Source organism: Flagellimonas sediminis (genome assembly GCF_010500845.1).
GTDB lineage: Bacteria > Bacteroidota > Bacteroidia > Flavobacteriales > Flavobacteriaceae > Flagellimonas > Flagellimonas sediminis.
Genome location: NZ_JAAAMI010000001.1, coordinates 954652 through 976651 on the forward strand (window position 1 = coordinate 954652; position 22000 = coordinate 976651).

21 protein-coding genes, 1 tRNA gene and 1 pseudogene are annotated in these 22000 nt (G+C 41.1%); 16 read left to right on the forward strand and 7 right to left on the reverse strand.

Annotation, left to right across the window (positions count from 1 at the left end):
• Positions 1 to 20 precede the first annotated feature (20 nt).
• Both GTK07_RS04260 and GTK07_RS04265 read right to left on the reverse strand, forming a co-directional pair.
• A complete protein-coding gene (locus GTK07_RS04260) occupies positions 21 to 656 on the reverse strand; it encodes a 50S ribosomal protein L25/general stress protein Ctc (protein ID WP_163633307.1) in 636 nt (211 codons plus the stop codon).
• 101 nt (positions 657 to 757) lie between these two features.
• A complete protein-coding gene (locus GTK07_RS04265) occupies positions 758 to 1699 on the reverse strand; it encodes a ribose-phosphate pyrophosphokinase (protein ID WP_163633309.1) in 942 nt (313 codons plus the stop codon).
• A 158-nt stretch (positions 1700 to 1857) separates the two neighbouring features.
• Between GTK07_RS04265 and GTK07_RS04270 the strand changes: the two genes are divergently transcribed.
• The 8 genes from GTK07_RS04270 to GTK07_RS04305 all read left to right on the forward strand — a co-directional run bounded on the left by GTK07_RS04270 (position 1858) and on the right by GTK07_RS04305 (position 9317).
• Positions 1858 to 1939: transfer RNA gene (locus GTK07_RS04270), tRNA-Leu, on the forward strand.
• A 483-nt stretch (positions 1940 to 2422) separates the two neighbouring features.
• Positions 2423 to 2707 (forward strand): helix-turn-helix domain-containing protein, encoded by a 285-nt coding sequence (locus GTK07_RS04275; RefSeq protein WP_163633311.1) that lies wholly within the window; start codon positions 2423 to 2425, stop codon positions 2705 to 2707.
• A complete protein-coding gene (locus GTK07_RS04280) occupies positions 2707 to 3915 on the forward strand; it encodes a virulence-associated E family protein (protein ID WP_163633312.1) in 1209 nt (402 codons plus the stop codon). The genes GTK07_RS04275 and GTK07_RS04280 overlap by 1 nt, the downstream gene beginning before the upstream one ends.
• 231 nt (positions 3916 to 4146) lie before the next feature.
• Complete coding sequence (locus GTK07_RS04285) at positions 4147 to 5034, forward strand: CHC2 zinc finger domain-containing protein (RefSeq protein ID WP_235932425.1); 888 nt, start codon at positions 4147 to 4149, stop codon at positions 5032 to 5034.
• A 45-nt stretch (positions 5035 to 5079) separates the two neighbouring features.
• Positions 5080 to 5376 carry a mobilization protein MbpA gene (gene mbpA, locus GTK07_RS04290; RefSeq protein ID WP_163633316.1) on the forward strand — a complete coding sequence of 99 codons (297 nt, stop codon included), beginning with the start codon at positions 5080 to 5082 and terminating at the stop codon, positions 5374 to 5376.
• 5 nt (positions 5377 to 5381) lie between these two features.
• A complete protein-coding gene (locus GTK07_RS04295; RefSeq protein WP_235932426.1) occupies positions 5382 to 6242 on the forward strand; it encodes a relaxase/mobilization nuclease domain-containing protein in 861 nt (286 codons plus the stop codon).
• Positions 6243 to 6252: 10 nt separating this feature from the next.
• Positions 6253 to 6708, forward strand: coding sequence for a DUF6730 family protein (locus tag GTK07_RS04300; protein WP_163633321.1), 456 nt, complete (start codon positions 6253 to 6255; stop codon positions 6706 to 6708).
• 305 nt (positions 6709 to 7013) lie between these two features.
• Positions 7014 to 9317, forward strand: a complete 2304-nt coding sequence (locus GTK07_RS04305) for a hypothetical protein (protein WP_163633322.1) — start codon at positions 7014 to 7016, stop codon at positions 9315 to 9317.
• 100 nt (positions 9318 to 9417) lie between these two features.
• Here the strand turns inward: GTK07_RS04305 and GTK07_RS04310 are convergent, their stop codons facing one another.
• Together GTK07_RS04310 and GTK07_RS19465 are read right to left on the reverse strand one after the other, a co-directional pair.
• The gene (locus GTK07_RS04310; protein ID WP_235932427.1) at positions 9418 to 10308 is read right to left on the reverse strand and encodes a site-specific integrase; all 891 of its coding nucleotides are present in this window, start codon (positions 10306 to 10308) and stop codon (positions 9418 to 9420) included.
• Between the two features lie 21 nt (positions 10309 to 10329).
• A pseudogene (locus GTK07_RS19465) lies at positions 10330 to 10491 on the reverse strand (Arm DNA-binding domain-containing protein); the annotation flags it as partial.
• Positions 10492 to 11058: 567 nt separating this feature from the next.
• Between GTK07_RS19465 and GTK07_RS04315 the strand changes: the two are divergent.
• The 4 genes from GTK07_RS04315 to GTK07_RS04335 all read left to right on the forward strand — a co-directional run bounded on the left by GTK07_RS04315 (position 11059) and on the right by GTK07_RS04335 (position 13877).
• Entirely contained in the window at positions 11059 to 11964 is a 906-nt protein-coding gene (locus GTK07_RS04315) for an SAM-dependent methyltransferase (RefSeq protein WP_163633326.1), read from the forward strand.
• Between the two features lie 58 nt (positions 11965 to 12022).
• Positions 12023 to 12583, forward strand: coding sequence for a helix-turn-helix domain-containing protein (locus tag GTK07_RS04320; protein ID WP_163633328.1), 561 nt, complete (start codon positions 12023 to 12025; stop codon positions 12581 to 12583).
• 715 nt (positions 12584 to 13298) lie between these two features.
• Positions 13299 to 13631, forward strand: coding sequence for a cupin domain-containing protein (locus tag GTK07_RS04330; protein ID WP_163633332.1), 333 nt, complete (start codon positions 13299 to 13301; stop codon positions 13629 to 13631).
• 33 nt (positions 13632 to 13664) lie between these two features.
• Entirely contained in the window at positions 13665 to 13877 is a 213-nt protein-coding gene (locus GTK07_RS04335; RefSeq protein ID WP_163633334.1) for a hypothetical protein, read from the forward strand.
• A 110-nt stretch (positions 13878 to 13987) separates the two neighbouring features.
• Here the strand turns inward: GTK07_RS04335 and GTK07_RS04340 are convergent, their stop codons facing one another.
• Positions 13988 to 14185, reverse strand: a complete 198-nt coding sequence (locus GTK07_RS04340) for a cold-shock protein (RefSeq protein ID WP_163633336.1) — start codon at positions 14183 to 14185, stop codon at positions 13988 to 13990.
• A gap of 51 nt (positions 14186 to 14236) precedes the next feature.
• Positions 14237 to 15367 carry a fatty acid desaturase family protein gene (locus GTK07_RS04345; RefSeq protein ID WP_203583715.1) on the reverse strand — a complete coding sequence of 377 codons (1131 nt, stop codon included), beginning with the start codon at positions 15365 to 15367 and terminating at the stop codon, positions 14237 to 14239.
• Between the two features lie 702 nt (positions 15368 to 16069).
• Between GTK07_RS04345 and GTK07_RS04350 the strand changes: the two genes are divergently transcribed.
• From GTK07_RS04350 to GTK07_RS04365, 4 genes are all read left to right on the forward strand, one after another.
• Positions 16070 to 16264, forward strand: a complete 195-nt coding sequence (locus GTK07_RS04350; RefSeq protein ID WP_163633338.1) for a small ribosomal subunit protein bS21 — start codon at positions 16070 to 16072, stop codon at positions 16262 to 16264.
• 4 nt (positions 16265 to 16268) lie between these two features.
• On the forward strand, positions 16269 to 17003 hold the full coding sequence (locus GTK07_RS04355) for an NYN domain-containing protein (RefSeq protein WP_163633340.1): 735 nt from the start codon (positions 16269 to 16271) through the stop codon (positions 17001 to 17003).
• 15 nt (positions 17004 to 17018) lie between these two features.
• A complete protein-coding gene (locus tag GTK07_RS04360; protein WP_163633342.1) occupies positions 17019 to 17885 on the forward strand; it encodes a sigma-70 family RNA polymerase sigma factor in 867 nt (288 codons plus the stop codon).
• 96 nt (positions 17886 to 17981) lie between these two features.
• Positions 17982 to 18749, forward strand: a complete 768-nt coding sequence (locus GTK07_RS04365; protein ID WP_163633344.1) for a hypothetical protein — start codon at positions 17982 to 17984, stop codon at positions 18747 to 18749.
• Positions 18750 to 18765: 16 nt separating this feature from the next.
• Here the strand turns inward: GTK07_RS04365 and GTK07_RS04370 are convergent, their stop codons facing one another.
• On the reverse strand, positions 18766 to 21996 hold the full coding sequence (locus GTK07_RS04370) for a CHAT domain-containing protein (RefSeq protein ID WP_163633346.1): 3231 nt from the start codon (positions 21994 to 21996) through the stop codon (positions 18766 to 18768).
• Positions 21997 to 22000: the final 4 nt, after the last annotated feature.

Genomic DNA, 22000 nt, shown 5'->3' on the forward strand with positions numbered 1-22000 from the left:
TTAAAATGTTGTTGTTTGGACTATTCAGTGGCCTCAGCAGCTTCTGTAGCTTCAGCGGCTGGCGCCTCTGCACCTTCCTCTTCTTCATCTTCCGAATCATCGGCAACAGAAGTTCTGGAAGCTTTCACTTGTACAACAGAAGTGTTGTCTGGATGCAAAATGGTATAATCTTCACTCAATAGGGATTCCACAGAAATGGTACCGCCAATCCTAAGTTTGGAGATGTTCACGGTGATGGAATCAGGTAGCAAATCTGGCAACGCCTTGATGGTAAGCTTTCTCTTTCTGAAAAGCAATCTACCACCATTACGTACCCCTGGGGAATTTCCTTCCAAAATAACAGGAATGTCCATAGTAACAGGCTTGTCCTTGAACAATTGGTAGAAATCCACATGGTAAATACTATCGGTTACAGGATGGAATTGTATATCCTGCAATACGGCTTCAAATGTTTGGCCGTTCTCCAACTCAATCACAGCAGTGTGAGCGTTTGGGGTGTACACCAAATCTCTGAATGAAAATTCTTCAACTGAAAAGTGAATCGGTTTATCCCCTCCGTACAGCACGCAAGGGACCTTTCCAGCATTACGTAGGGCCTTGGTAGCAACCTTGCCCACGCTTTCTCTTTGGGATCCTTTGATTGTAATTGACTTCATAATTTCTATTAACTAATTAAATTAAATTCTAAACTTTTATTTCGAAGTGCTTCTGGCGGCCTGAGTACTTCGACTTCGCTCAGTATAAACTTCATCGAAGGCTACATCAAAAACTTCGAGGATATTGAGGTGTTGTGGTGGACCCTATGCATCACATCGGCAAAAAGGTCGGCACACGACAATATCCTAATTTTTTTCTGGTTGTGGTCGATCGGAATGGAATCGGTGATGATCAATTCCGTCAACATTGATTTTGCAATTCTTTCATAAGCATTGCCAGAGAGCAATCCGTGCGTTGTTACGGCACGTACGCTAATGGCACCGCGTTCCATCATCAAGTCGGCTGCCTTGGTCAAGGTGCCGGCAGTATCCACCATGTCATCTACCAAAACCACATTTTTTCCTTCTACATCACCGATGAGTTCCATGTGTGAAATCTCATTGGCCTTGGCCCTTTGTTTGTAACAGATCACCACATCACACTCCAACGCCTTGGAATAGGCATAGGCCCTTTTGGAACCTCCCATATCTGGTGAAGCAATGCATAGATTGTCCAAATTCAAACTCTTCAGGTAGGGAAGGAACAGGGTAGAGGCGAACAGATGGTCCACGGGTTTTTCAAAGAACCCTTGGATCTGATCGGCATGCAGGTCCATGGTAATGATTCGGGTGGCACCGGCCGTTTCCAACATCTTGGCCACCAATTTGGCCGCGATCGGAACACGGGGTTTATCTTTTCTATCCTGCCTGGCCCAGCCAAAATAAGGCATAACCGCAGTGATGTGTCTGGCAGATGCACGCTTGGCGGCATCTATCATCAACAGCATCTCCATTAAGTTCTCAGGTCCGGGATGGGTAGAGCCGATGATAAAGATCCTGGCTCCACGGATGGACTCTTCAAACGAAGGTTGAAACTCCCCATCGCTGTACCTAGAAAAAAGAACGTTCCCTAACTCGGCCCCATAGGAAGCAGCAATTTTCTCGCCAAGCACCATACTTTGGCTGCACGCAAAAATTTTAGGTTCGGGAACTTGATAGGCCATTGCAAACTCTTGTTATTTAGCTTTTTAAAGGGCTATTTTCTAGAGAGGTGCAAATTTAAAAATTTATTCGGGTTGCTAAAGGATAAATGCAAGTATTTTTTGGTTGGAAATTAAAATATTTTGTTAGCTTTGCAGTCGCATTTTGAAAATGCCATGATGCCTTGGTGGCGGAATTGGTAGACGCGCTGGATTCAAAATCCAGTGTCTTCGGACGTGTGGGTTCGATTCCCACCCAAGGTACTGAACAACCCTGATAATCGATTGATTTTCAGGGTTTTGTGTTTTTTATGGTGACGTAAAAGTGACGGTTTTTTATCGAGGATGAGCAATTTAGCTTGAATGAAAATAAAGGTTAGATATTGTTTTAATTTCTATCAAAAATTAACATTTGACATCCTCATCTCCGAATCCCAAATTGACAAAGATTGATAATCCATCCATCATTAAACCATTTTCCCACTGTTGATAACTCAAATTCTTTCAATTTCTCAAAATTCTGGTTAATCCCAAAAGGTTCGATTTCTAAACATATGTAATTTGTCAAATTACATTTAGTGTCATTTAACCTGAATTATTTCAAATATCTGTTTATCAGTTCTTTGTGGATAACTAATATCAATTTGGCCCAAATACAGCCTTCTTTTGTTTCTACCTTTATTCCAAGAATTCTACAAGAGAAAACAAAAGCGCTTTTGTTCATTTTTTAATCCAAAAAGGAAACAAATGGACAATTTATTGATACTTGAACGGCTAGATCGTTTGGAACGGCTCATGATAGCCAATAAAGAGGTACTCACTTTTGAAGAGACCTGTGACTATACCGGGATTTCCAGAAGCTATCTGTACAAGCTGACCGCAGCAGGAAATATCCCGCATTCCAAGCCCAATGGGAAAATGATATTCTTTGAAAGGAAAAAGCTGAATGGATGGCTTCTCCAAAACAGTAGATTGACCCAAGAAGAAGTCAATGGGAAGGCTTTGGAGCACTCATTTAAAATTAAGGGGTAATGGCTTCTATCAAGCATGAGGGCAATCTTTATTTTGTCAAGGACTCTAAGAAGAAAACGGTGTTTGACTACACCATGGAATATCTGGAGGCCAAATATGATATAATGTACAATGAGATTTCCCATGACTTTCAAATCGCATTAAAGGGTTCAAGGGATTGGCATTACTTGAACCTGAACTCCCTTATTATAGAATTGGCCAAGGCCGGGGTGGATATCCCGACCGGAAAACTGGAGATACTGATACGATCAGAGTGGATTTCCAAGTACAATCCCATTAAGGAGTATTTCAACAACCTCCCGAAATGGGACGGAGAGGACTATATCCTAAAGTTGGCGTCTTATGTGCCGACCTATGAGAAAAAGGCATTTAACTATCATTTCAAAAAATGGTTGGTCCGTGCCATTAGATGTGCTGTTGAACCCAATTATTTCAATAAGCAGGCTTTCGTGCTCTCCCATCAGGGACAAAACTCTGGTAAGTCCACATGGTGCCGATTTCTGTGCCCGCCCGAGCTTAGTGAATACATGGCCGAGGACATCAGCAATGACAAGGATGCACGGATACAGCTGTGCCGGAATTTTTTGTACAATCTTGATGAACTGGCCGTGCTGTCCAAAAAGGATGTGAATGCCCTAAAGTCGTTTTTTTCCAAGACCTTTATAAATGAACGCCTGCCATATGATAGAAAGAATACGACCCTGTCCCGGATTTGCTCCTTTGTGGGCTCCACCAATATGTCGTCCTTTTTGAACGATGAGACCGGGTCGGTCCGTTGGCTCTGTTTTGAGCTAAAGGGAAAAATAGATTTTTCGTATTCAAAAGAGGTCGATATCAACAAGATCTGGTCACAGGCGTATCATTTGGCCTACTCGGACCCCAACTTTGATTCCGAACTTTCCATTGAGGACATCCAGGAGAATGAAGAACGGAACAGGAAGTATACCAAATTGACCTCCGAACAAGAAGTGGTTGCCAAATACTATGAAAAATCCAATGATATGAAAGACTTCAGGACGGCATCGGATATCATGGTAGAGATTGCATGTCTCAACCTTAGGTTGAACCATATAAATATTGGGAGAGCACTCGCTGGGTTTGGTTTTCAAAAAGTAAAGCATCCCAAACGACAGGTTTATGGCTATTTGTCCCGACCCCTCTTTGGGGGAAGCCCCTGGGAAATGGAATTTGCAAAGAAAGAAGAATAGTACCTACCTAATTACCTAAAGAAGTCTAAAGCCAAAGAGCATGGGCAAAACTTTAGGTAGGATATATAACTTCCATCTTACCTAGAGGTTACCTAACCTACCTAATGGGTAAGATAGGTAAGTTGAAAAAATATCTGACCTAGCTTGAAAACCCACGTCATCATTGGGTTAGGTAGGGAGGTAGGAGAAATAACAAAATTTGAGACAATGAGAAGAAAAACTACATATATAATGGACTGCGAAAAAGCCCGCAACATTGACATCGTATCCACGCTGGCCAAGTCGGGGCACTTTCCAGTCCGGAAAACGGAAAAAGAAGCTTGGTTCCTCAGCCCGTTTCGGACCGAGACCCAAGCCTCTTTCAAGGTATCATTGAAGGAAAACTACTGGATAGACTTCGGGACCTTCGAAGGGGGCAGAACCATAGACCTGATAATGAAAATGAATAACTGTTCGGTAAAGGAGGCCCTGGAACGATTATCCGGGAACATTGACCATTTTTCTTTTCACTGGCGGCCGAATCCAACCAAGACGGAACATAGGACCAACCCGATTCAAATCATCCAGGAAAAGGAAATCGAACACAGAGCTCTTCAAAACTATTTGCAATCTAGAAAAATATCCACTAGGACTTCAAGAAAACTCTGCGGGGAGGTCCATTATAAAATAGGTGGTAGGAAATACTTTGCCATTGGACTCCGGAACAGGTCGGGAGGCTGGGAACTGCGAAACAGATATTGGAAAGGGTCCACTTCTCCCAAGGATGTTTCGATCATAGGGAACAGCTTTAAGAAATTGGCCATTACGGAAGGCATGTTCGATATGCTCACCCTAATGGAGCTGATGCCAGAATTCGGAAACAGCCATGACCTTTTGATATTGAACACCACGGCCTTTGTAAAACGGATGATTTCTGAAATAGGGGAATATGAAAGTGTGGAACTGTTTCTTGATAGGGACAGAACGGGGATGAGAATGACGGAACTTTTATTGGAAAGGTGTCCGAACAGTAGGGATTTGTCCTTCCTCTATGAAGGTTTTAAAGATATAAACGAATGGAAGGTAAAAAGCGCGAAGGATGAAGTTTGGCAACGAATTCAAGATGTGTCATTGTCATGACAAATCTTGCTTTTGCTCCCGAAGGTCGCAAAAGTTGATAGGAAAATGAAGAAGGAGTTCGTCCAGTTCCGATGCTCGGTCTACGAGAAGAAACTGCTGAAGGTCAAGGCCCGGAAGAGCGGTCTTTCCATTAGTGAGTACTGTCGCCGTGCCGCCTTCGAAGACCGTATTGTGGAGCGGATGACGGACGAACAGATAGAGGCCTATAAGCTATTGGTGAAGTACCAACGCAACTTTAAGTTGATCACCAATATGTTCAGAAAGCGGAACCCCAGATTAGCGGAGGAAACGGCCCAACTGGCCAAAGAGATACGACAACACCTTTTAAACTTCAGGAAATGATAGGCATGGGAAAATCCATATCGCACACCGCAGCCTCCATGAGCTACGGAATGAACGAGGAGAAAGAAGCCGAAATCATCCACAGCCAATATCTGGCCGGGGAGACCCCAAGGGAGATCACCGAGGAGTTCAGGATCATCCAAGAGCAGAACGAGCTGTGCAAAAAGAACACGCTCAGCTTTGTGCTGAGTCCCACCATCGAGGACGGCAAGAAATTGGAAGCAGAGCAGCTCAAGGAAATGACCGAACGGTTCCTTAAGGAAATGAGGCTGAGGGAACATCAGGCCGTGGCATTTGTCCATAGGGACAAGGAGCATCTACATGTCCACCTGTATGCGAACCGTATAAGTTTTGAGGGCAAGACCTACAATGACAGTTTCATTGGAAAACGTAGTCAACAGATGGCCGAGCGGGTGGCCAGACAGATGGAACTTACCACGGTAAGGGAGGCACAGCAGGAAAAACTGTACCGGATGCAGGAACTCCGGTCTGAAATACAGCGGATCCATGAAAGGGTCATGGCCAGGGACAGGCCAGGGGACTTTGACCAGTACATCAAATCGATGGAGCAAAACAATATAAAGGTCATCCCGAGCATCAACAAACAGAACCGGTTACAGGGCTTCCGTTTTGAGTACAAGGGAACCAACCTAAAGGGAAGCGAAGTGCACCGTTCCATGTCCATGGGCAGGATAGCGGGCCAAATGAACTTTGAAAAGGAAAGGGCACAGCGGATTGCCAAGGACAAGAGCATGGAACTTTTGGGTAGGACAGTGAATGTCCCAATGAGTTTCACCAAGACCATCATCAATAAAACCATCAAGCTGGCCATAAAAGTGGTCAGGGACACTGGAATAGGAATCTAAACAGAACATCATGGCAAAACTGGATGAAATAGCGGAACTGCTGACCGAGGAGATCAACGGCTTTGAGAAGAGCATCGGCCGATTGGAAAGGGTACATGAAAATTTGCAAAATCTCCCATTGAGGCCTGATACCACTGAGATCAGAGCACTTCTAAAAGAATACAGTAACGATCAAAAGAAGACCATTGAGGAACAGCAAAGTTTGATGCAAAGTATCCTTCACAAGGTGGAGAAATCAATTCTATTGCCCAGTTGGGCCATAAAACTGTCCTGGGGATTGTTGGTCTGTGTGCTGTTGGTACTTGGATTTTCGGTCTTTCAGTTATCAAGGATATTAAAGAAGGAAGAGGTAGCATATATCAAAGGAGGGGACAGTGCCATGGGACATTATGGGGCATTCCTTGATGAGAGCCCACAGGCAAAGGAACTCTACCAAAAATGGTTGGAAGAAAAAGGCAAAAAGTAGGACAGCGCCCTATCCTATTTTTGATAAACGCTTTTCTTCCCGAACGCTACAAAAATAGGACAGGATCCATGCGCTGAAGTCGGGGTAAGATTTGGGATTTACGGATTATTACATTTTTCACATGCTACTTTTAATGGTTTTTAAAATAGCTTGAGAGGATGATTAAAGTTCAAAATGCTTTACAAGGCCCTAATCTTATATAATAGACATTTGGCAGGCGTTCAACAGTTTAATCTCCAATGAGAATGTGTTATCTTTATTTCATTGTGATAGGTACTAAAAGCATAAATAAAATCTTCTTTTTTTTGATTCTGTCTGTTGCTGCGTATGGACAAGAAGCAGCAACCATAGATACAGAAGCCCCAAGATTGCTTGAAAGTATACATTTACACTTGAATAAAACGACTTTTTTCAAAGGTGAACGCCTTTGGTTTAAGGCCTATATAAAGAATCAAAACCAGGGGTTACCCTCAGCAACCACCACGAATCTACACGTTGGCCTTTTTTCAAACGATGGGAAGGTTTTAATGCATAAAATGTTTATGGCCGACAATGGTATTTCCCATGGTGATTTAGCAATTGATTCGACATTTGTTGAAGATTCATACTATTTGATGGCATGGACCAACTATATGAAGAATTTTGAGGTTGCCACACCATTTCTTCAAAAGATAAAAATAATCGGAATAACCAAGCAATCGACAATAAATACCAATAACGATGTTTCTATTTTGATTTATCCCGAAGGGCAACACATTGTAGCAGACGCCTACAATAGTGTAGGTTTGATGATTTTTAATGAGAATCTACATCCAATAAAGACGGATGGAATTCAGCTGATGACGGGAGATGGCGAACAAATTCAGTCAAATATTCAAACAAATCAGTTGGGTCAAGGTAGGTTTGGATTTTTTGCGGATCCTACCAAATCATATCTTCTTAAATTCCAAGATGCAAACGGTCTTTGGAATACCAAAAAACTGGAAATTGAGCTAGAACAGGGGACGGGCATCAGTGTGGATAACACAGCAAAAGACGTTGTTGTTCTAAGCCCTAAAAGGTCAAAATCTGTTTTGGATTCAAGTGATACCGAGAAATTTTCAATGGCTATCTATAACTATATAAACGGTAATTTCATTCTTCGGTATGAGCTCGATAAGGATAACAATCCTATTTCTGTAGACCGTAATCAAATTCCCAACGGAATCAACACAGCAGTAATTTTGGACGAAACTATGCGACCCGTATCGCAACGTATGTTTTTTAACAAACCGAGATGGGGTAAAGATGTACATTCAATAGAAGTGAGCTATTGCCTTAACCAAAGCCAAGATTCCCTTCAGATAGATTTAATCCTTCCTAATGGAAGCCCAACGGCTGATATAAGTATGTCGGTGCTTCCCTCTGAATCAAATGCATATTTTCCTAACAATTCTATAGCTTCATCCTTCTTGGTACAGCCTTTTCTCAGGCAACAGTTTATTGATGGTCGCTATTTTTTTGAAGGTAAAGAACGTTCAAGGGATTATCAAATGGATACTAGATTGCTCATGGAAGGAACTGAAAAGTTTAACCAATATGTTAAGTCGGGGCATAACCAAAGTAATAGATATGAATTTGAGAAAAACATTGCTTTTAAAGGCAAGATTTTGGATGCCGACCTCAAAAATGAAAAACAAGTTTCTTTAATGTCGCAAACATTAGGCGCCATAAATCTTTTTGACCTTTCAAAAGATAAGAACTTCAAAGGAGACCTTCCTTTGTTTGAGGGAGATTCTATCTTGGTAAGTGTCTTGAACGAAAAAGGAAAACTCAGAAAACCTAAAGCGGAACTGTATTTTGACGATTACCATGTGGACACTTTTGAATATTCAAAATGGTTGGTGAATTTGAGTCAGATTGAACCAGAAGCTTTGGTTTTAGAAATAGATGAAGACCTGAACCTAGCAGAAAGGACGATATCCCTTGATGAAGTCGTTGTTTCGGAAAAAATGAAGGATAACACCAAATTCCAAATAACCGCTTTGGCTGAAGGACGAATAATTGATAAAGAGACAGTGAATCGATATAGGTCTTTTCAAAATTATGTCCATATATTGGGCTTTCTTACTCGTCTGAAACCAGAAGAAGGGGGTATTGGGGTATATATTATTGACCCTCCTGGCCTTAGGGCTGTACCGGTGTTTGTTGAAGGTATGATGGCCAGCCCGGTTGAGCTGATGAACATGCCACTTTCTTCTATAAAATCAATGATTTATAGCAAAAGCAGACAAGGACCTTTTATTTCACTGTCATTACGGTATGATTATGATGAATTGTTTGACAGAGTAAGGTTTACAAGTCTTTCCGTGCTTGGGGGTTTCAGTCGAACACAAAGCTATTTTAGCCCAAATTATCCAGATTACACCTCATTTTTGTACAAGAGATATGGTGCCATTTGGTGGGAAAGCCAAATTGAGGTCAACTCAAAAATTCCATATTCAATCACTGTACCCTTAAATGAACAGAAAGAGGTGAGGGTTATTATTGAAGGGATGTCTTCAAATGGATTATTATTCTATACCGAACAAATCTGCAGGCTTTTAGAAAGTAATTATTCCGAAAACTAATCCATATGATAATTATAGTATAAGATATCGGTCAAGTATCTCTTATCCATAATCAATAGACCTATCTACTTTAAAAGTGATGGTTTCTTGTAGTAATGTGCTATAGGGTAATTAAATCAACATTAAGAGAAGGTAGTTTGTCAATTGCTTCATCCTGTAATCGTTGAACATGATTAAGGTATTTCAAAGTACTTCTGGTTGAGCTATGACCCATGGCATCGGCAACAGTTTTGAGGTTGGCTCCATTGATAAGTAATTGACAGGCAAAAGTATGCCGGGCACAATAAAAGGTAATGTGCTTTTCAATTTGGGCCCTATTAACCCAGTAGCGTATTGCTTTGTTGGCTCCATTATCACTTAATGATTGTATATTGAAAATAAAATCATCTTTTTCCCCTGGTTTGCCCAAGATGTCAAGAGCTGTTTGATTAAGTCTGTTATTAATCAGTTCCCCTGTTTTGTTTCTAGTTGTTATCAGTCGGCCCTTGTTTATATTTCTCCATTTGAGCTTTCGGATTTCGGCAAGGCCAAGGGAAGTGAAGCAAGCAAATAGAAAGGCTCTTTTTACTGCAGTATTTCCACATTTGGTATTGGCAAGTATTTGAAGTTCATCCTTATCCAAAACTTGTTTTTTTAATGTATCGTCTTTGTTCGGATTGGAAAACCTTATGTCTGCTGTTGGCATTTCATTCAGGTAACCTTGAATTTTTGCGGCTTTTAAAACTTTCTTGAACCTAGTGAAATAGTTATGTGCCGTTTCACCGGCCAGACCTGCATCATGTATCAAATAATCTTTGAACAAGGTCATGGTTTTGGGACCGATCCCCGTAATGGTTAACCTCGGATTGTTGACAGCCTCTTTAAATTTCTCCACAGAGCTTGCTACAATGCGTACATCCTTGTTTTTATAATCCTGAATGTATTTTTCTGCAAAAACAAAAAAATTAATCTTCTTTAGGTGCTGCGGAATATGCCCTGTTTCATCGGACAAAACTTCCAATTCCCTGTTGGCACGAATTCTTTCGGCAATTCTTTTTTTTTCAAATTTGGAAGGGTCCTTGGGTAGTATTTTTATTTTTAGAAATTCCCTCCACCTTTCTCCGTTATGATGGATGTCCAGATAGAGGCTTTTTGCTCCTGATTTTAAAGTTCTGCTTCGAAGTTGTACTGACATAAAAAAGTGACGTAAGAGTGACGGTTTTTGTCTAAAAATACGAAATGAAGGGAAAATAAACAAGAGATAAATCTATATAAATAATTGATATACAACTAATTATAAACAAATAGCATCAAATAAAATTAAACTGAAATTCACACCCAAGGTACTGAAAAACCCCGACAATCAATTGATTGTCGGGGTTTATTTTTTTATGGACAATTGTGTGTCGGTGGTGGGATGAAAAACACTCAAGTGGTACCCATCAATGGGAAATTGTTCGAATGTTGCCAGGATATCTGGTTAGAGGGAACAGTTTAATGATTACCTTTATAGGAATATTTTTTGTTCAAATCCTTTGCCAAGGCCTTATATATTTCCTATCACCAATTGGGCAAAGGTTTTTTACGCATCTATTTACAATTACTTCACAATTCTTCAGGGTACAGGAAACAAAAATGAAGTGGCGTTTCCTTTCTTGGCTTTGATGTTTAATATAAAAGTGGCATTCATGACTTTGTATGGCAAAGCAATGTCCTTAATAATGTGCCCTGATAACAAGTACTTAAACTTAAAATTTGCAAAATGGCCGATAAAAAGGATTTGGATTTTACCTACACCACCATAGACAGGATATTCCGTTTGAGCATGGGTGAAAATGCGGATTACAGCGGGGCCAAGTATGATGGCGATTTTTCGATCTCCTTGGAAGAGGCCCAAAGGGAAAAACACAGGTTTATAGCGGATAGCATAAACGTTAAATATGGAAGTAAGGTCTTGGACATGGCCTGTGGATGGGGACCCTTTATCCAATATGCCGCCAAAGATCGGGGGGGCATTTGTACCGGCCTGACCTTGTCAGAGGGACAGGCGGAAGCCTGCCAAAAAAATGGAATGAAGGTCCTTGTGAAGGATTGTCGCTATGTAGTACCGGAAGATTTTGGAATGTTTGATGCCATTAGCTGCATTGGGGGATTGGAACATTTCTGTTCCGTTGAGGAGTGGAAAGAAGGGAAACAGGAAAAAGTGTACGGTGACTTTTTTAAGACCGTTGCCGATTTGTTGCCAAAAGGAGGCAGGTTCTATATGCAGACCATGACGTTCAGTAAAAATATGATCGATTATGAAGAACTGGATGTCAAGGCCAAAAAAGGCTCGGCGGCCCATGTCATGGCGCTGATGGTCAAGGAGTTTCCGGGTTCATGGCTACCCTATGGCCCTGAAATGGTGATACGAAATGCCGAACCGAGTTTTAAGTTGATCTCGCAAAGTAGTGGAAGACTGGATTACATTGAGACGATAAGCCAATGGCGGAAGAAGTTCAGGAAGTTTAACCTGAAAAAATATTGGCTCTATCTATCCCTGGTTCCCAAATACATTATGGACAAGGAATTTAGACATCAAGTGGCCGTCTTTAAGATCAGCCCGAACAAAATATGCTTTGAGAAGGAAATAATGGACCATTATCGATTGGTGTTTGAGAAAATTTAGGCTATTAAGGTTTATTGATTAAATCTTCGCAATCGAGAAAAGCCTTTAAAATGAATGAATGAAATTATACATCAAATATATGGTCAGTCTTCGTTGCAAAATGTTGGTAAAGGAAGAGCTGACAAAGTTGGGATTGGGCTATGCCTCGTTGAATTTGGGCATGGTTGAAACCATGGGGGAGATTACCCATGAAAAACGTGTCCAACTAAAAAATAATCTACTCAAGTCTGGGTTGGAACTGTTGGATGACAAGAAGAGCATATTGATTGAAAAAATCAAGAATGTAGTGGTGGAAATGATTCATCATACTGATGAAATCCCAAAAATCAATTACTCGGGGTATTTGAGCGAGAAATTAGGATATGACTACACGTATTTGTCCAACACGTTTTCTGAAGTAAAAGGGATCACCATACAACATTATATCATTAAACATAAAATTGAAAGGGTGAAAGAGTTGCTTTTATATGACGAACTCAATCTTACTGAAATAGCATACAAGCTGCATTATAGTAGTTCCGCCCATCTTTCCAATCAATTTAAAAAGGTTACCGGTCTTACCCCTTCCTATTTTAAAAAATTAAAGGAAAAAAGGACACAAAACTTGGAAAACCTGTGATATGTGTAAACCTTGGGATTATTTATGTAGTAAACCTAACCTAGTTCTTGCGCATCTTTGTTCATTGCTGGCTATTATATGATCAGCTTAATAATAAACCATGCTATGGACATTTTTAAAAAAGATATATCGGTTAAAGGGATTCTGGAAAAACTTCTCAGTCTTCCCGAAGCAATTGTAAAAGGGCTAAGATTTAAATATGAAGAAGAAAGTGAATTACACAGAAGTTTAGTACCTGGGTTGATCCGAATTAAAAATAACTGAAAGTAATCTTTAACGCAATGCTAGCTCATATGCTTTGAAGCAATTTAATTTGTTGATACGTGCTTTTAATTTTTAAAAGCCCAAAAAAGAGCAGGAACTAAAAAATACTGCTCTTTTTTTTTGGTGCTACCTTCCCTTTCCCCAATACAATTAATGGTCATTGTCAGGGCCATCCCAAATTATCCTAAGTCAATAATAAATACAGTCATGAGAAAATGTGCCATCTATTTTATTCTGTTCATTACAATGCTTGTATTGGCCAGCATATTACCGTGAAGCATTGATAACCTAAATAAATACACAATGTCTAAAGAAAAAGAAGGAAAGAAAAAATCGGGAAAAACCCCAGCCTCAAAAACCCCTAAAGAAAAAAAGGCGGCCAAAAAGGCCAAGCGGAACACCAAAAATAGTTCGGAATAGGGGAAAGATACTAATCTTATATTGTTTAATCATGGAGAAGGGTGAATTTGAGGAATCCAAGACATTTAACCTAACGGATATACTGGAGTTCAATTCCAATTCCATTGTGGTAAAAAACATAAGTGTACAGAACAGCTGTATCATACAGGCATTCGCTTTTGATTTTGGTAAGGTACTGTCCCATAATGAATCACCTTTTGTTCGATTCATCCACATCATTGAAGGGAGGGCCGAGGTTGTCATAAACGGTAATTCCACCTTTATGCGCAGAGGGGATTCCATAATCATCCCCGCCTCTACACCCTGTTCCTTTGAAGCAAATCATAAGTTTAAGATGCTATGTGCCACTATAAAAAATGAATGACGCATCGATTTTATCTACACAAAAGCATATCCTATGAAAAAGAATTACATAGCAAAAAGATATAAAAAAGGCGATCTTGTTTATGCAAAGGTAAGGCCCAGTGTCATTCTTGTTGTGCGATTGTATGTGCGTAAGGTCTATTACTGTATGATCCAGAACAACACCTGTGCAAATGAAATGGTTTATTTGGACAGTGAACTTAGACCGTATTTGGGTAATCTATCTACTGTTAAACAGGGCAGATGACAGTATGAAGGAGGTAGCATTGGATTATTGTGAAAGCAAATTTGGGACCTTGCCCCACAAAAAAACCATCTTTTAAAGATGGTTTTTATTTGTTCTTGGATTATGGGATCTTAGTTGATCAATAATTCAACATTTATGGCGTTCATGCCTTTCTGACCTCTTTCCACGGTAAATTTTACCTTATCGTTTTCACGGATCTTGTCTATAAGACCGGTTTGGTGTACAAATACATCATCATTGGAGTCATTGGGCTGAATAAAACCAAAACCCTTTGCTTCATTAAAAAATTTTACTGTTCCTTCTTGCATTACTTTATATTTAATATTAATATTCTGTTCAATTCTTATACAATCACCTTTCTATCCGGCAAGAACAGGTTGCGCCTTCCCCAACTTTCGTAAGACCCCAACATGGTCCATGATGGCAGCTATAAATGTTCTTTTTGTGTTATAAGGAAACCCATATTCCCTGGCAGTATCCGCTACAATACCAGATATTTTTCTGTAATGTATATGACAGACATTGGGTAATAGATGATGCTCCACTTGATAGTTCAGCCCACCTATTAGCCAAGAAAACAGTCTGCTCTTTGGGGAAAAATTCGTTGTTGTGGCCAGTTGGTGGTCTGCCCAGTCACTTGAAATCATTCCATCTTCATTAGGAAGCGGGAATTCCGTGTTGGGCATGATGTGCGCCACTTGAAACACGATACTGATCAACAGGCCTGTAACAAAATGCATACTTAGAAAGGCCAAGATGATGATCCATGGGGCCAGAGGCACAACCAACAAGGGTATGACCAAGGCATATGAAAAGTATATCAACTTCCATCCAACAATCTTCATTAGTGCATTTCGGTAGCCATTCTTTTTGTCGAAAAATCCCATTTTCCTATACCGGTCAAGTCTGATGAAATCTTTGGTAGTAATCCAAGAGACGGTGGACAGGCCATAAAAAAACCACACATACAAGTATTGGAACCTGTGTAGTCCATTCTTTTTGGCATGCGGGGAAAACCTTAGGAAAAAAGGAGCGTTGATGTCGTCGTCCGCGCCTTCTATGTTGGTATAGGTATGATGGAGTACATTGTGTTGGATCTTCCAAACGGCGGCATTACCACCTATAAGGTTCATGGTATATCCAAGATATTTGTTCACTTTTTGATTTTTGGAATAAGATCCATGGATGGCATCGTGCATGATGCCCATTCCAATTCCGGCCATTCCAATTCCACTTATTATATAAAGACCAAAAAGCAACAAGGGGGCTACCACCATTCCGGTATTTATGAAAATCAAGGGGGCAAAAAAAACAGTGAGCATAATCGTGGTCTTCAAAACCATGCTCTTGTTGGCATGCCTACTGATATTGTTCGTTTTAAAATAGGTGCTGACCCTGTTTCTCAGGGTTTTTGAAAAATCAGAATCTGAGTTTTTCGAAAATCTTGGTTTGTTAGTGCAGTTAATTGCGGTTCGGTCTTGGTCGCGCATGTGTTGTAATGGGATAATGGATAAGCGTAATTGGCTTGGGCATGTAGAAGAATTATCCAAATATGGGGACCATTACATAATTGTCCGAATCCACTCGGGCTTCACCATCCTTAACGTTTGGCTTAAAATATTTGACTACGTTATAAATTAAAAAGAAGAGAGCTGAAAATGAATTGAGGATCTGCGAAGACTAAATTGACTTGGGCTTTCCGGATTTTAACCTGTCAAACTTACCATTTATTTGACGAGTATTCCCCAATAATGTGTTAATTGTTGAGAATAGGAGTTTTAGGGGGCAAACTATTTGAAAGGTGCTGTTGCCGTTTCAATGGCAATTGAAAGCAAAAAAATGATTTTGTACTATGAAAGTAGAACCATTCCGTATTCTAAAATAAACAGAACAAACGAGTTTAGTTCCAATTTAAATCCTTTCCTTTACAGCGCATCACGGATCATGGACGATGATTGCTCAAATCCTTAAATAAAAAGATAGCCCTCTAATTTTCCCATTTCCAATTCACAAAGGGCCACTTCTTAGTTATTTTTTGCTTGAACGAATATCCGCATTTTTAAAGGCCAGACTAGATAGGTCAAAGTCCAAAGTTGTATATGCCAGGGAATCAGCCATGTCCCTGAAAAAGAGGCCATTTTTAAATGTTGGCCCTGAGTGGCAGTATTTAGTAATTTTAATAACAAGAAAATATGTTGATAATTAAGATAGTCCCAGGAGAGAATATAGATAGGGCTTTAAAAAGATATAGGAACAAGGTGAGGAGTACCCAGCAGTTAAAACGTATCAGGGACAACGAAGAGTTTACCAAAAAATCCGAGGAGAAGAGAGAGGGCCTGAAAAAGGCGATTCATAGGAAAGAATATTTGAAAAGGAACGAGGAGTGATTTTATGAACAAAGATTTAAACCTTGCCGTCCTAATAGACGGTGACAATATTCCCTCTAAATATGTAAAGGAAATGCTGGAGGAAATTGCCAAATATGGCAACCCCAGTATTAAAAGGATTTATGGGGATTGGACAAAGCCAAGCTTGGTTAAATGGAAGGATGTCCTGCTAAAGAATGCCATTACCCCTGTACAGCAATACGGATATACCACGGGCAAGAACTCTACGGACAGTGCCATGATCATTGATGCGATGGACATCCTGTATTCCGGAAAGGTGAATGGTTTTTCACTGGTCTCCAGCGACAGTGACTTTACTAGGCTGGCCATTAGGCTAAGAGAGGCGGGAATGACCGTTTTTGGTATTGGTGAACGAAAGACCCCGGACCCTTTCATCGTTTCATGTGATAAATTCATATACCTTGAGATACTTCATAAGACCCAAGTAGGGGAATCCAATACTCCTGAGAAAAGTGATAAGAACAAGATAGATAAGATTACCCCTAAGGTCGTTGATCTTATCCTTTCCACCATTGCCGATGTTGAGGATGAGGAGGGATGGGCCTTTTTGGGCGAGGTGGGTACATTATTGCAAAAGAAGCAGCCCAATTTTGATGCCAGGAACTACGGATTCAAAAAGTTGACTCCTTTGGTCAAATCCATGGGTCAAATTGAAATTGGCTCCAGGAAAAATCCAAAGGGCAATGGAAACCTGATTTATGTAAGGACAATGGCCTAATGAAAAACAAAACCTATGAGACCTCTTTCAATATCAAAACAAATTACAGCAAGGGATACCCTTTCCTTGAACAAATATCTTAGTGATATAAGCCGTATCCCTTTGATTACCGAGGAGGAAGAGGTTAATTTGGCCGTTCTTATAAGGCAGGGCGACAACATGGCCCTGGAAAAATTGGTGTCGGCCAATTTGAGATTTGTTGTTTCCGTGGCGAAACAATACCAGTCGCGAGGTCTCAATTTACATGATCTTATTAACGAAGGGAATGTTGGATTGGTCAGGGCAGCATCCAAATTTGACGAGACACGTGGTTTCAAGTTTATTTCGTATGCGGTATGGTGGATCCGACAAGGGATCATACAGGCAATTACTGAAAAATCAAGAATGGTCAGATTGCCTTTGAACAAAATAAATGTCATTAACAAGATAAACAACTTCTCTTCCCATTTTGAGCAAATGCATCAAAGGTTGCCTACGGCGGAAGAAATTTCAGAAATGATCGATTTCTCGCTATCAGAGATTCAGATTTGTTTAAAACAATCTTCATGGCCCCTTTCTATGGATGAACCGTTAAAGATTGGAGATGGTGGGTTGAGTTTACATGATACAATACATTCCAATGAGTTTGACAGTCCGGAACAAAAGCTGATCAATCAATCGTTGCAACTGGAAATCGATGATATTTTGGAGATACTATCCTACCGGGAAGCCTACATCATTAAAATGTCCTTCGGGATTGGAGCAGAAGATTCCATGGGATTGGAAGAAATAGCATTTCATTTAGACCTGACAACCGAAAGAGTAAGACAAATAAAAATAAAAGCTTTGAACAGGTTAAGGAACTCCTCCAAAATTGGACTTTTGAAGCAGTATTTGGAATAAGCGATTGTTCTGCCAAAAAATCATGGACTGCATTGTTTTGTAAAACATGATGACATTTTTCTTTTTGACCGATAAAAGGGAAAAAGCATAATCATCATGAAAACCATTCAAACTTTAATTGCCATTTTTATTTTTCTTTTTTGCTTGGGCTGTAGTTCGGATTCTGACAACGGGCAGCTCAATGCAGAACCACAGGGTCTTTGTTCCAATGTGTCCGGTATTACAGGTGTTTATTGGGAGTTTGCCCATTCCATTCCCGCTCCTTTGGCCCAAGTGCCCGTCATCAAAAATCCGGGCGGACAGTTTATCCACAGCTTGCAACCATTGATCGGGTTTACCTACCCAACAGGTTTTACCGCCTTTGAGGTCACTGACGCCCAGACCGCGACCCTCGGGGTCAACTTGGTCCGCGATGATAATATGGTGGTATTTCGATGGGTTCCCAATACCCAGGTAGCAGGTCAAGTGTCCGCCACGAGCATCATCGCCAATGAGATCAATGGGGTATTTGCCCACTACGGATTTTCTGGTACCCCGGAAGTGCTCTGCACTACCACGGCCAACAATACTTTTGAAGGTATTTCTTCTCAGTTCACAGCCCGTTTGCTCCGTTTTGATGGCATCACTGCACAGATTTGGGTGCGCTCCACCTATGCCGCAGGGGGCACATTTTCTGCCATTTCGGTGACCACGGCACCCACTAACGAATATGAAACCCAGGTTATGGACACGTTTTTTCCCATTAATTATCAGCTTTTTGTGGGTAGGGACGGAACTTTTGTGGACAATGACAATGATGGTGTTCCCGCCAATGAGGACCCGGATGATAACGATCCCAATGTTCCCAACAATACCGGGGGATAAGATTTTTCGAAGTTAGTTAGTTGTTTGAGTTTGCCCCCGTTTTTGCGGGGGTTTTACTTTTACGGAAGAAAGCCAAGGCAAGGATCAAAACTACGATCAATGGAGTGGCCCAAATGGTCCAATGCATAGGTCGGTGAAGATCAATAGGGGCAGTGTTGCCCATCAAGATTAGGCCTGCCCAATATTGGGGGTGCAGGGTCCGTCCCTCAGATTGGCTTAAATAATCCAATTTGGCCAACCGAATGGCTTCGTCCTTGCGCTTTCCTTCGGAAAGATAATTGTAGAAGGAAGCTAGGATTTGTGCACTGGATTTTTCATCGATCTGCCATAAACTGGTCAAAATGCTTTCACTGCCCGCATAGTTAAAGGCATGGGCCAAGGAAATCATCCCTTCTCCCGGTTGATAGGTTGGTTTTCCGGTTTCGCAGGCCGTCAATATGGCCAGGTTGGAGCTTAAGTTTTCGTCATAAATCTCATAGGTGTACAAATAATTGTCGTTGATGTCTTCCAGGTCCGAAGTATTCTTGGCGAATACCAAACGGGAGAGTTCCGGGCTCAGGTTGTTCGATTCGGCATGGGTGGCAATATGGATGATCTTGTGTTCCTTGGCCATTTTGGAAAAGACTTGTTTGGATGCCCTTTCATTGAGAAACGTATCGCCATGGAACACTTTTCCGAATTTTTCGGCCAGATCATAACTGAAGGGTTGGGGTAACAAGGTAAGATAGGTCCTGTCCAGATAAAGGGAGTCCATGATGGCCATTACATATTCACTTTTCATTTGCTCGTCAAACTCTGGCACAAAGGCAATGAAATTATTTTCAAATTCCAGGACTTTCTGCTGCTGATCCAGCATGAACAGGCTATAATTATATGAAATATTGTGCTTGGCCAAAAGACTGTTGGTGGCCAATTGTTTTAAGGAACTTATTTTTTGGGGCGTGAGCAGTTCAAAGCTCAGATTAAAAAGTTCGCCGTCAGGAAAAATAATGACGTTCTCCGTTTTCACTTGTTCTTCAATCGGTTTCCACAAAATCTTAAACAATTGATGCAGACATTCGAACAGTTCGTTCTCGGGAACACTATAATCTGAAATGGAAGAAGTACATAAGTTTTTAAGGTTTCCCAATTGTGTCAGTTTGGTCATGCCATCATGGTAAACATATGCATAGGCCTTGTCGCCATCAGAAAAATAACGGACCAGTGTGGTGTTGGCAGGCACTTGTTGCTTGAGATTTTTCAAGGGTTGCAAAATGGAGGCATACCTCATCTTGTAATACTCCGGATATTCTTTTTGAAGCAAGGACAGATGTTCTTGCCAAGCGGTGGAAAGGGAATCCCATTTTGCCGCGTTGAACTGGGTCTGATCTTCCCCAAGGTTGAAAAATTCATCAATCTGTTCTCGCAGCCGGTTTTCCTTCTCTCTGATTTCAACTGGTGAAAAGCCATTGTTGGCAAGGTTCAGCCTGGCCCTGATCCGATTGTAAATGGAAGATTCGTTGCGGGTCATGACCTTTTCGAGATACCTTTCATCATGGGTCTGTTGGTACAGTTCCAGATATACCTTTTTGGCAAAATTGAATATTTCCCTATTGTTTTCGATGAGGTTGGCCACACCGTTTTGGGAGGAGACCAATGATTTTCGTTTTTCAACAAAATCTGTTGCCCAATCTAAAGTTTGGGCAATATCCTGAAGATTTTTCAAGGAATGGGGCAACAATTGGAATTTGGATTTTGCCAAATACAATAAAATCTCGGCTCGATCCCCCCATTGGTAAAGCCGTTCCTGACCTTCTGTTTCGTTTTCTTGGGAAGGCAACAACTGTTCGCACAGTTGTATGGTCTTTTCAAAATCCCCTTCTAAATAGGAAATCCGAATTTTGGTGAGCAAGGCCGTTTTGGCCAAAAAACTTTCTGTACCATATATTTTTGCCGTTTCGGTATAGGTTTCGTCAATCAGATTTTCGGCCTTGTTGAACTGATGATCATCGGCAAAGGACTGGGCCAAGTTGAACTGGGCATAGACCACATTTTGGCTGAACTCGTCAGGACTACTGTTTTCATACGCCTCCAAAGTTTTTTGGTAGTAAACGATGGCCTCGGAAATATTCCCGTCCTTTTTTTCAAGGTCGCCCAAAACCGAATACAGGTTTGCTGCATACAGCCAATTGTCCCCAGGGATGGTCTGCAATGATGCCTTGGCCTCCTCTAGATACATTCTTGCCTTTTCAGGATTTTCCCCGTAGAGGTATGCTTCCCCCATCATCACTATAGCACTGAAATATTGCACTGTGTTGGGAAACAGGTATTTTTTGGCATGATGGTATCCCAAAGTGGCCACTTGAATGGCTTTTTCTTTGTCTCCCAAATCGTTATAAAGACTCCCCAGATTTCGGTATGCAATGGAAAGATTGCCGTGAACCTTTTCGGTCAACGGATGGTTGTGGGTCTTTTGCAAAAAGGTATTGTAGCTGGAAATACATTTCAGGGTAAATTCCATGGCTGCTTCATAGTCTCCGGCCGTTTGCTTGGCCAAGGTCCAGTTGCCATAGATCACACTCGGAAGATAATATTGGTATTCGGGATCTTCATCGGTTTTGTCAATACTTTGGATGGCTTTTTCAAAATAGAAGTTGACACTATCTGGCTTTCCCATAAAATGCATGAGTGATGCCTTGTAATTCAATACTCGTGGGGCCAATCGGAATTTGGCTTTTGGATGGTCGTTCATCACTCGCAGCGCTTTTTCGGTCCGGTCCATGAGTTGATCAAAATCCCCCAACTTTAAACCAATCTCTCCCAAATAGTATTCCGATGTAAGCTTTCTTTCCGGGTCCTGCATGGTTGCGGCAATGGTATTGGCCCGTAGGACCGTTTCATTGGCCTGGATGACATTTCCCTTATCTATTTGGGCAAGACCCATACCCATGAGGGCATCAAAACGAACAGAATCCGGTTGGTGACTACCCTCAAGGTCTTTCAATAGTTCTTGTGCTTTTGGAAAGCTGGTCTGGTGGTCTTGCAAAAATTCCGTTTTGGCAAGTGGATATACCAATTTGCCCAAATTCAGTAAAGGAGTTTTTTGGTCATTCCCTATTTGTTGGGCAATAAGAGCTTGTGCTTCCTGAAAAGCATCGATGGATATAAGGCTATCCAGTTTTTTTAGAGCAGGATGTTGTTGGCTGAATATGGATGCCTGCAACAAAAGGGCAAACATCAAGAGAAAAGGTGATAGGCCCTTGAACATCACC

What these genes read in the sequence shown, in the direction of transcription:
- GTK07_RS04260 (WP_163633307.1), bottom strand. Translation starts at nt 656, where the DNA reads ATGAAGTCAATTACAATCAAAGGATCCCAAAGAGAAAGCGTGGGCAAG.
- GTK07_RS04350 (WP_163633338.1), top strand. Translation starts at nt 16,070, where the DNA reads ATGTTGATAATTAAGATAGTCCCAGGAGAGAATATAGATAGGGCTTTA.
- GTK07_RS04355 (WP_163633340.1), top strand. Translation starts at nt 16,269, where the DNA reads ATGAACAAAGATTTAAACCTTGCCGTCCTAATAGACGGTGACAATATT.
- GTK07_RS04285 (WP_235932425.1), top strand. Translation starts at nt 4,147, where the DNA reads ATGGACTGCGAAAAAGCCCGCAACATTGACATCGTATCCACGCTGGCC.
- GTK07_RS04340 (WP_163633336.1), bottom strand. Translation starts at nt 14,185, where the DNA reads ATGCAAGAAGGAACAGTAAAATTTTTTAATGAAGCAAAGGGTTTTGGT.
- GTK07_RS04335 (WP_163633334.1), top strand. Translation starts at nt 13,665, where the DNA reads ATGAAAAAGAATTACATAGCAAAAAGATATAAAAAAGGCGATCTTGTT.
- GTK07_RS04320 (WP_163633328.1), top strand. Translation starts at nt 12,023, where the DNA reads ATGAAATTATACATCAAATATATGGTCAGTCTTCGTTGCAAAATGTTG.
- GTK07_RS04295 (WP_235932426.1), top strand. Translation starts at nt 5,382, where the DNA reads ATGGGAAAATCCATATCGCACACCGCAGCCTCCATGAGCTACGGAATG.
- GTK07_RS04365 (WP_163633344.1), top strand. Translation starts at nt 17,982, where the DNA reads ATGAAAACCATTCAAACTTTAATTGCCATTTTTATTTTTCTTTTTTGC.
- GTK07_RS04315 (WP_163633326.1), top strand. Translation starts at nt 11,059, where the DNA reads ATGGCCGATAAAAAGGATTTGGATTTTACCTACACCACCATAGACAGG.
- GTK07_RS04300 (WP_163633321.1), top strand. Translation starts at nt 6,253, where the DNA reads ATGGCAAAACTGGATGAAATAGCGGAACTGCTGACCGAGGAGATCAAC.
- GTK07_RS04370 (WP_163633346.1), bottom strand. Translation starts at nt 21,996, where the DNA reads ATGTTCAAGGGCCTATCACCTTTTCTCTTGATGTTTGCCCTTTTGTTG.
- GTK07_RS04275 (WP_163633311.1), top strand. Translation starts at nt 2,423, where the DNA reads ATGGACAATTTATTGATACTTGAACGGCTAGATCGTTTGGAACGGCTC.
- GTK07_RS04360 (WP_163633342.1), top strand. Translation starts at nt 17,019, where the DNA reads ATGAGACCTCTTTCAATATCAAAACAAATTACAGCAAGGGATACCCTT.
- GTK07_RS04330 (WP_163633332.1), top strand. Translation starts at nt 13,299, where the DNA reads ATGGAGAAGGGTGAATTTGAGGAATCCAAGACATTTAACCTAACGGAT.
- GTK07_RS04280 (WP_163633312.1), top strand. Translation starts at nt 2,707, where the DNA reads ATGGCTTCTATCAAGCATGAGGGCAATCTTTATTTTGTCAAGGACTCT.
- GTK07_RS04345 (WP_203583715.1), bottom strand. Translation starts at nt 15,367, where the DNA reads ATGCGCGACCAAGACCGAACCGCAATTAACTGCACTAACAAACCAAGA.
- GTK07_RS04265 (WP_163633309.1), bottom strand. Translation starts at nt 1,699, where the DNA reads ATGGCCTATCAAGTTCCCGAACCTAAAATTTTTGCGTGCAGCCAAAGT.
- mbpA (WP_163633316.1), top strand. Translation starts at nt 5,080, where the DNA reads ATGAAGAAGGAGTTCGTCCAGTTCCGATGCTCGGTCTACGAGAAGAAA.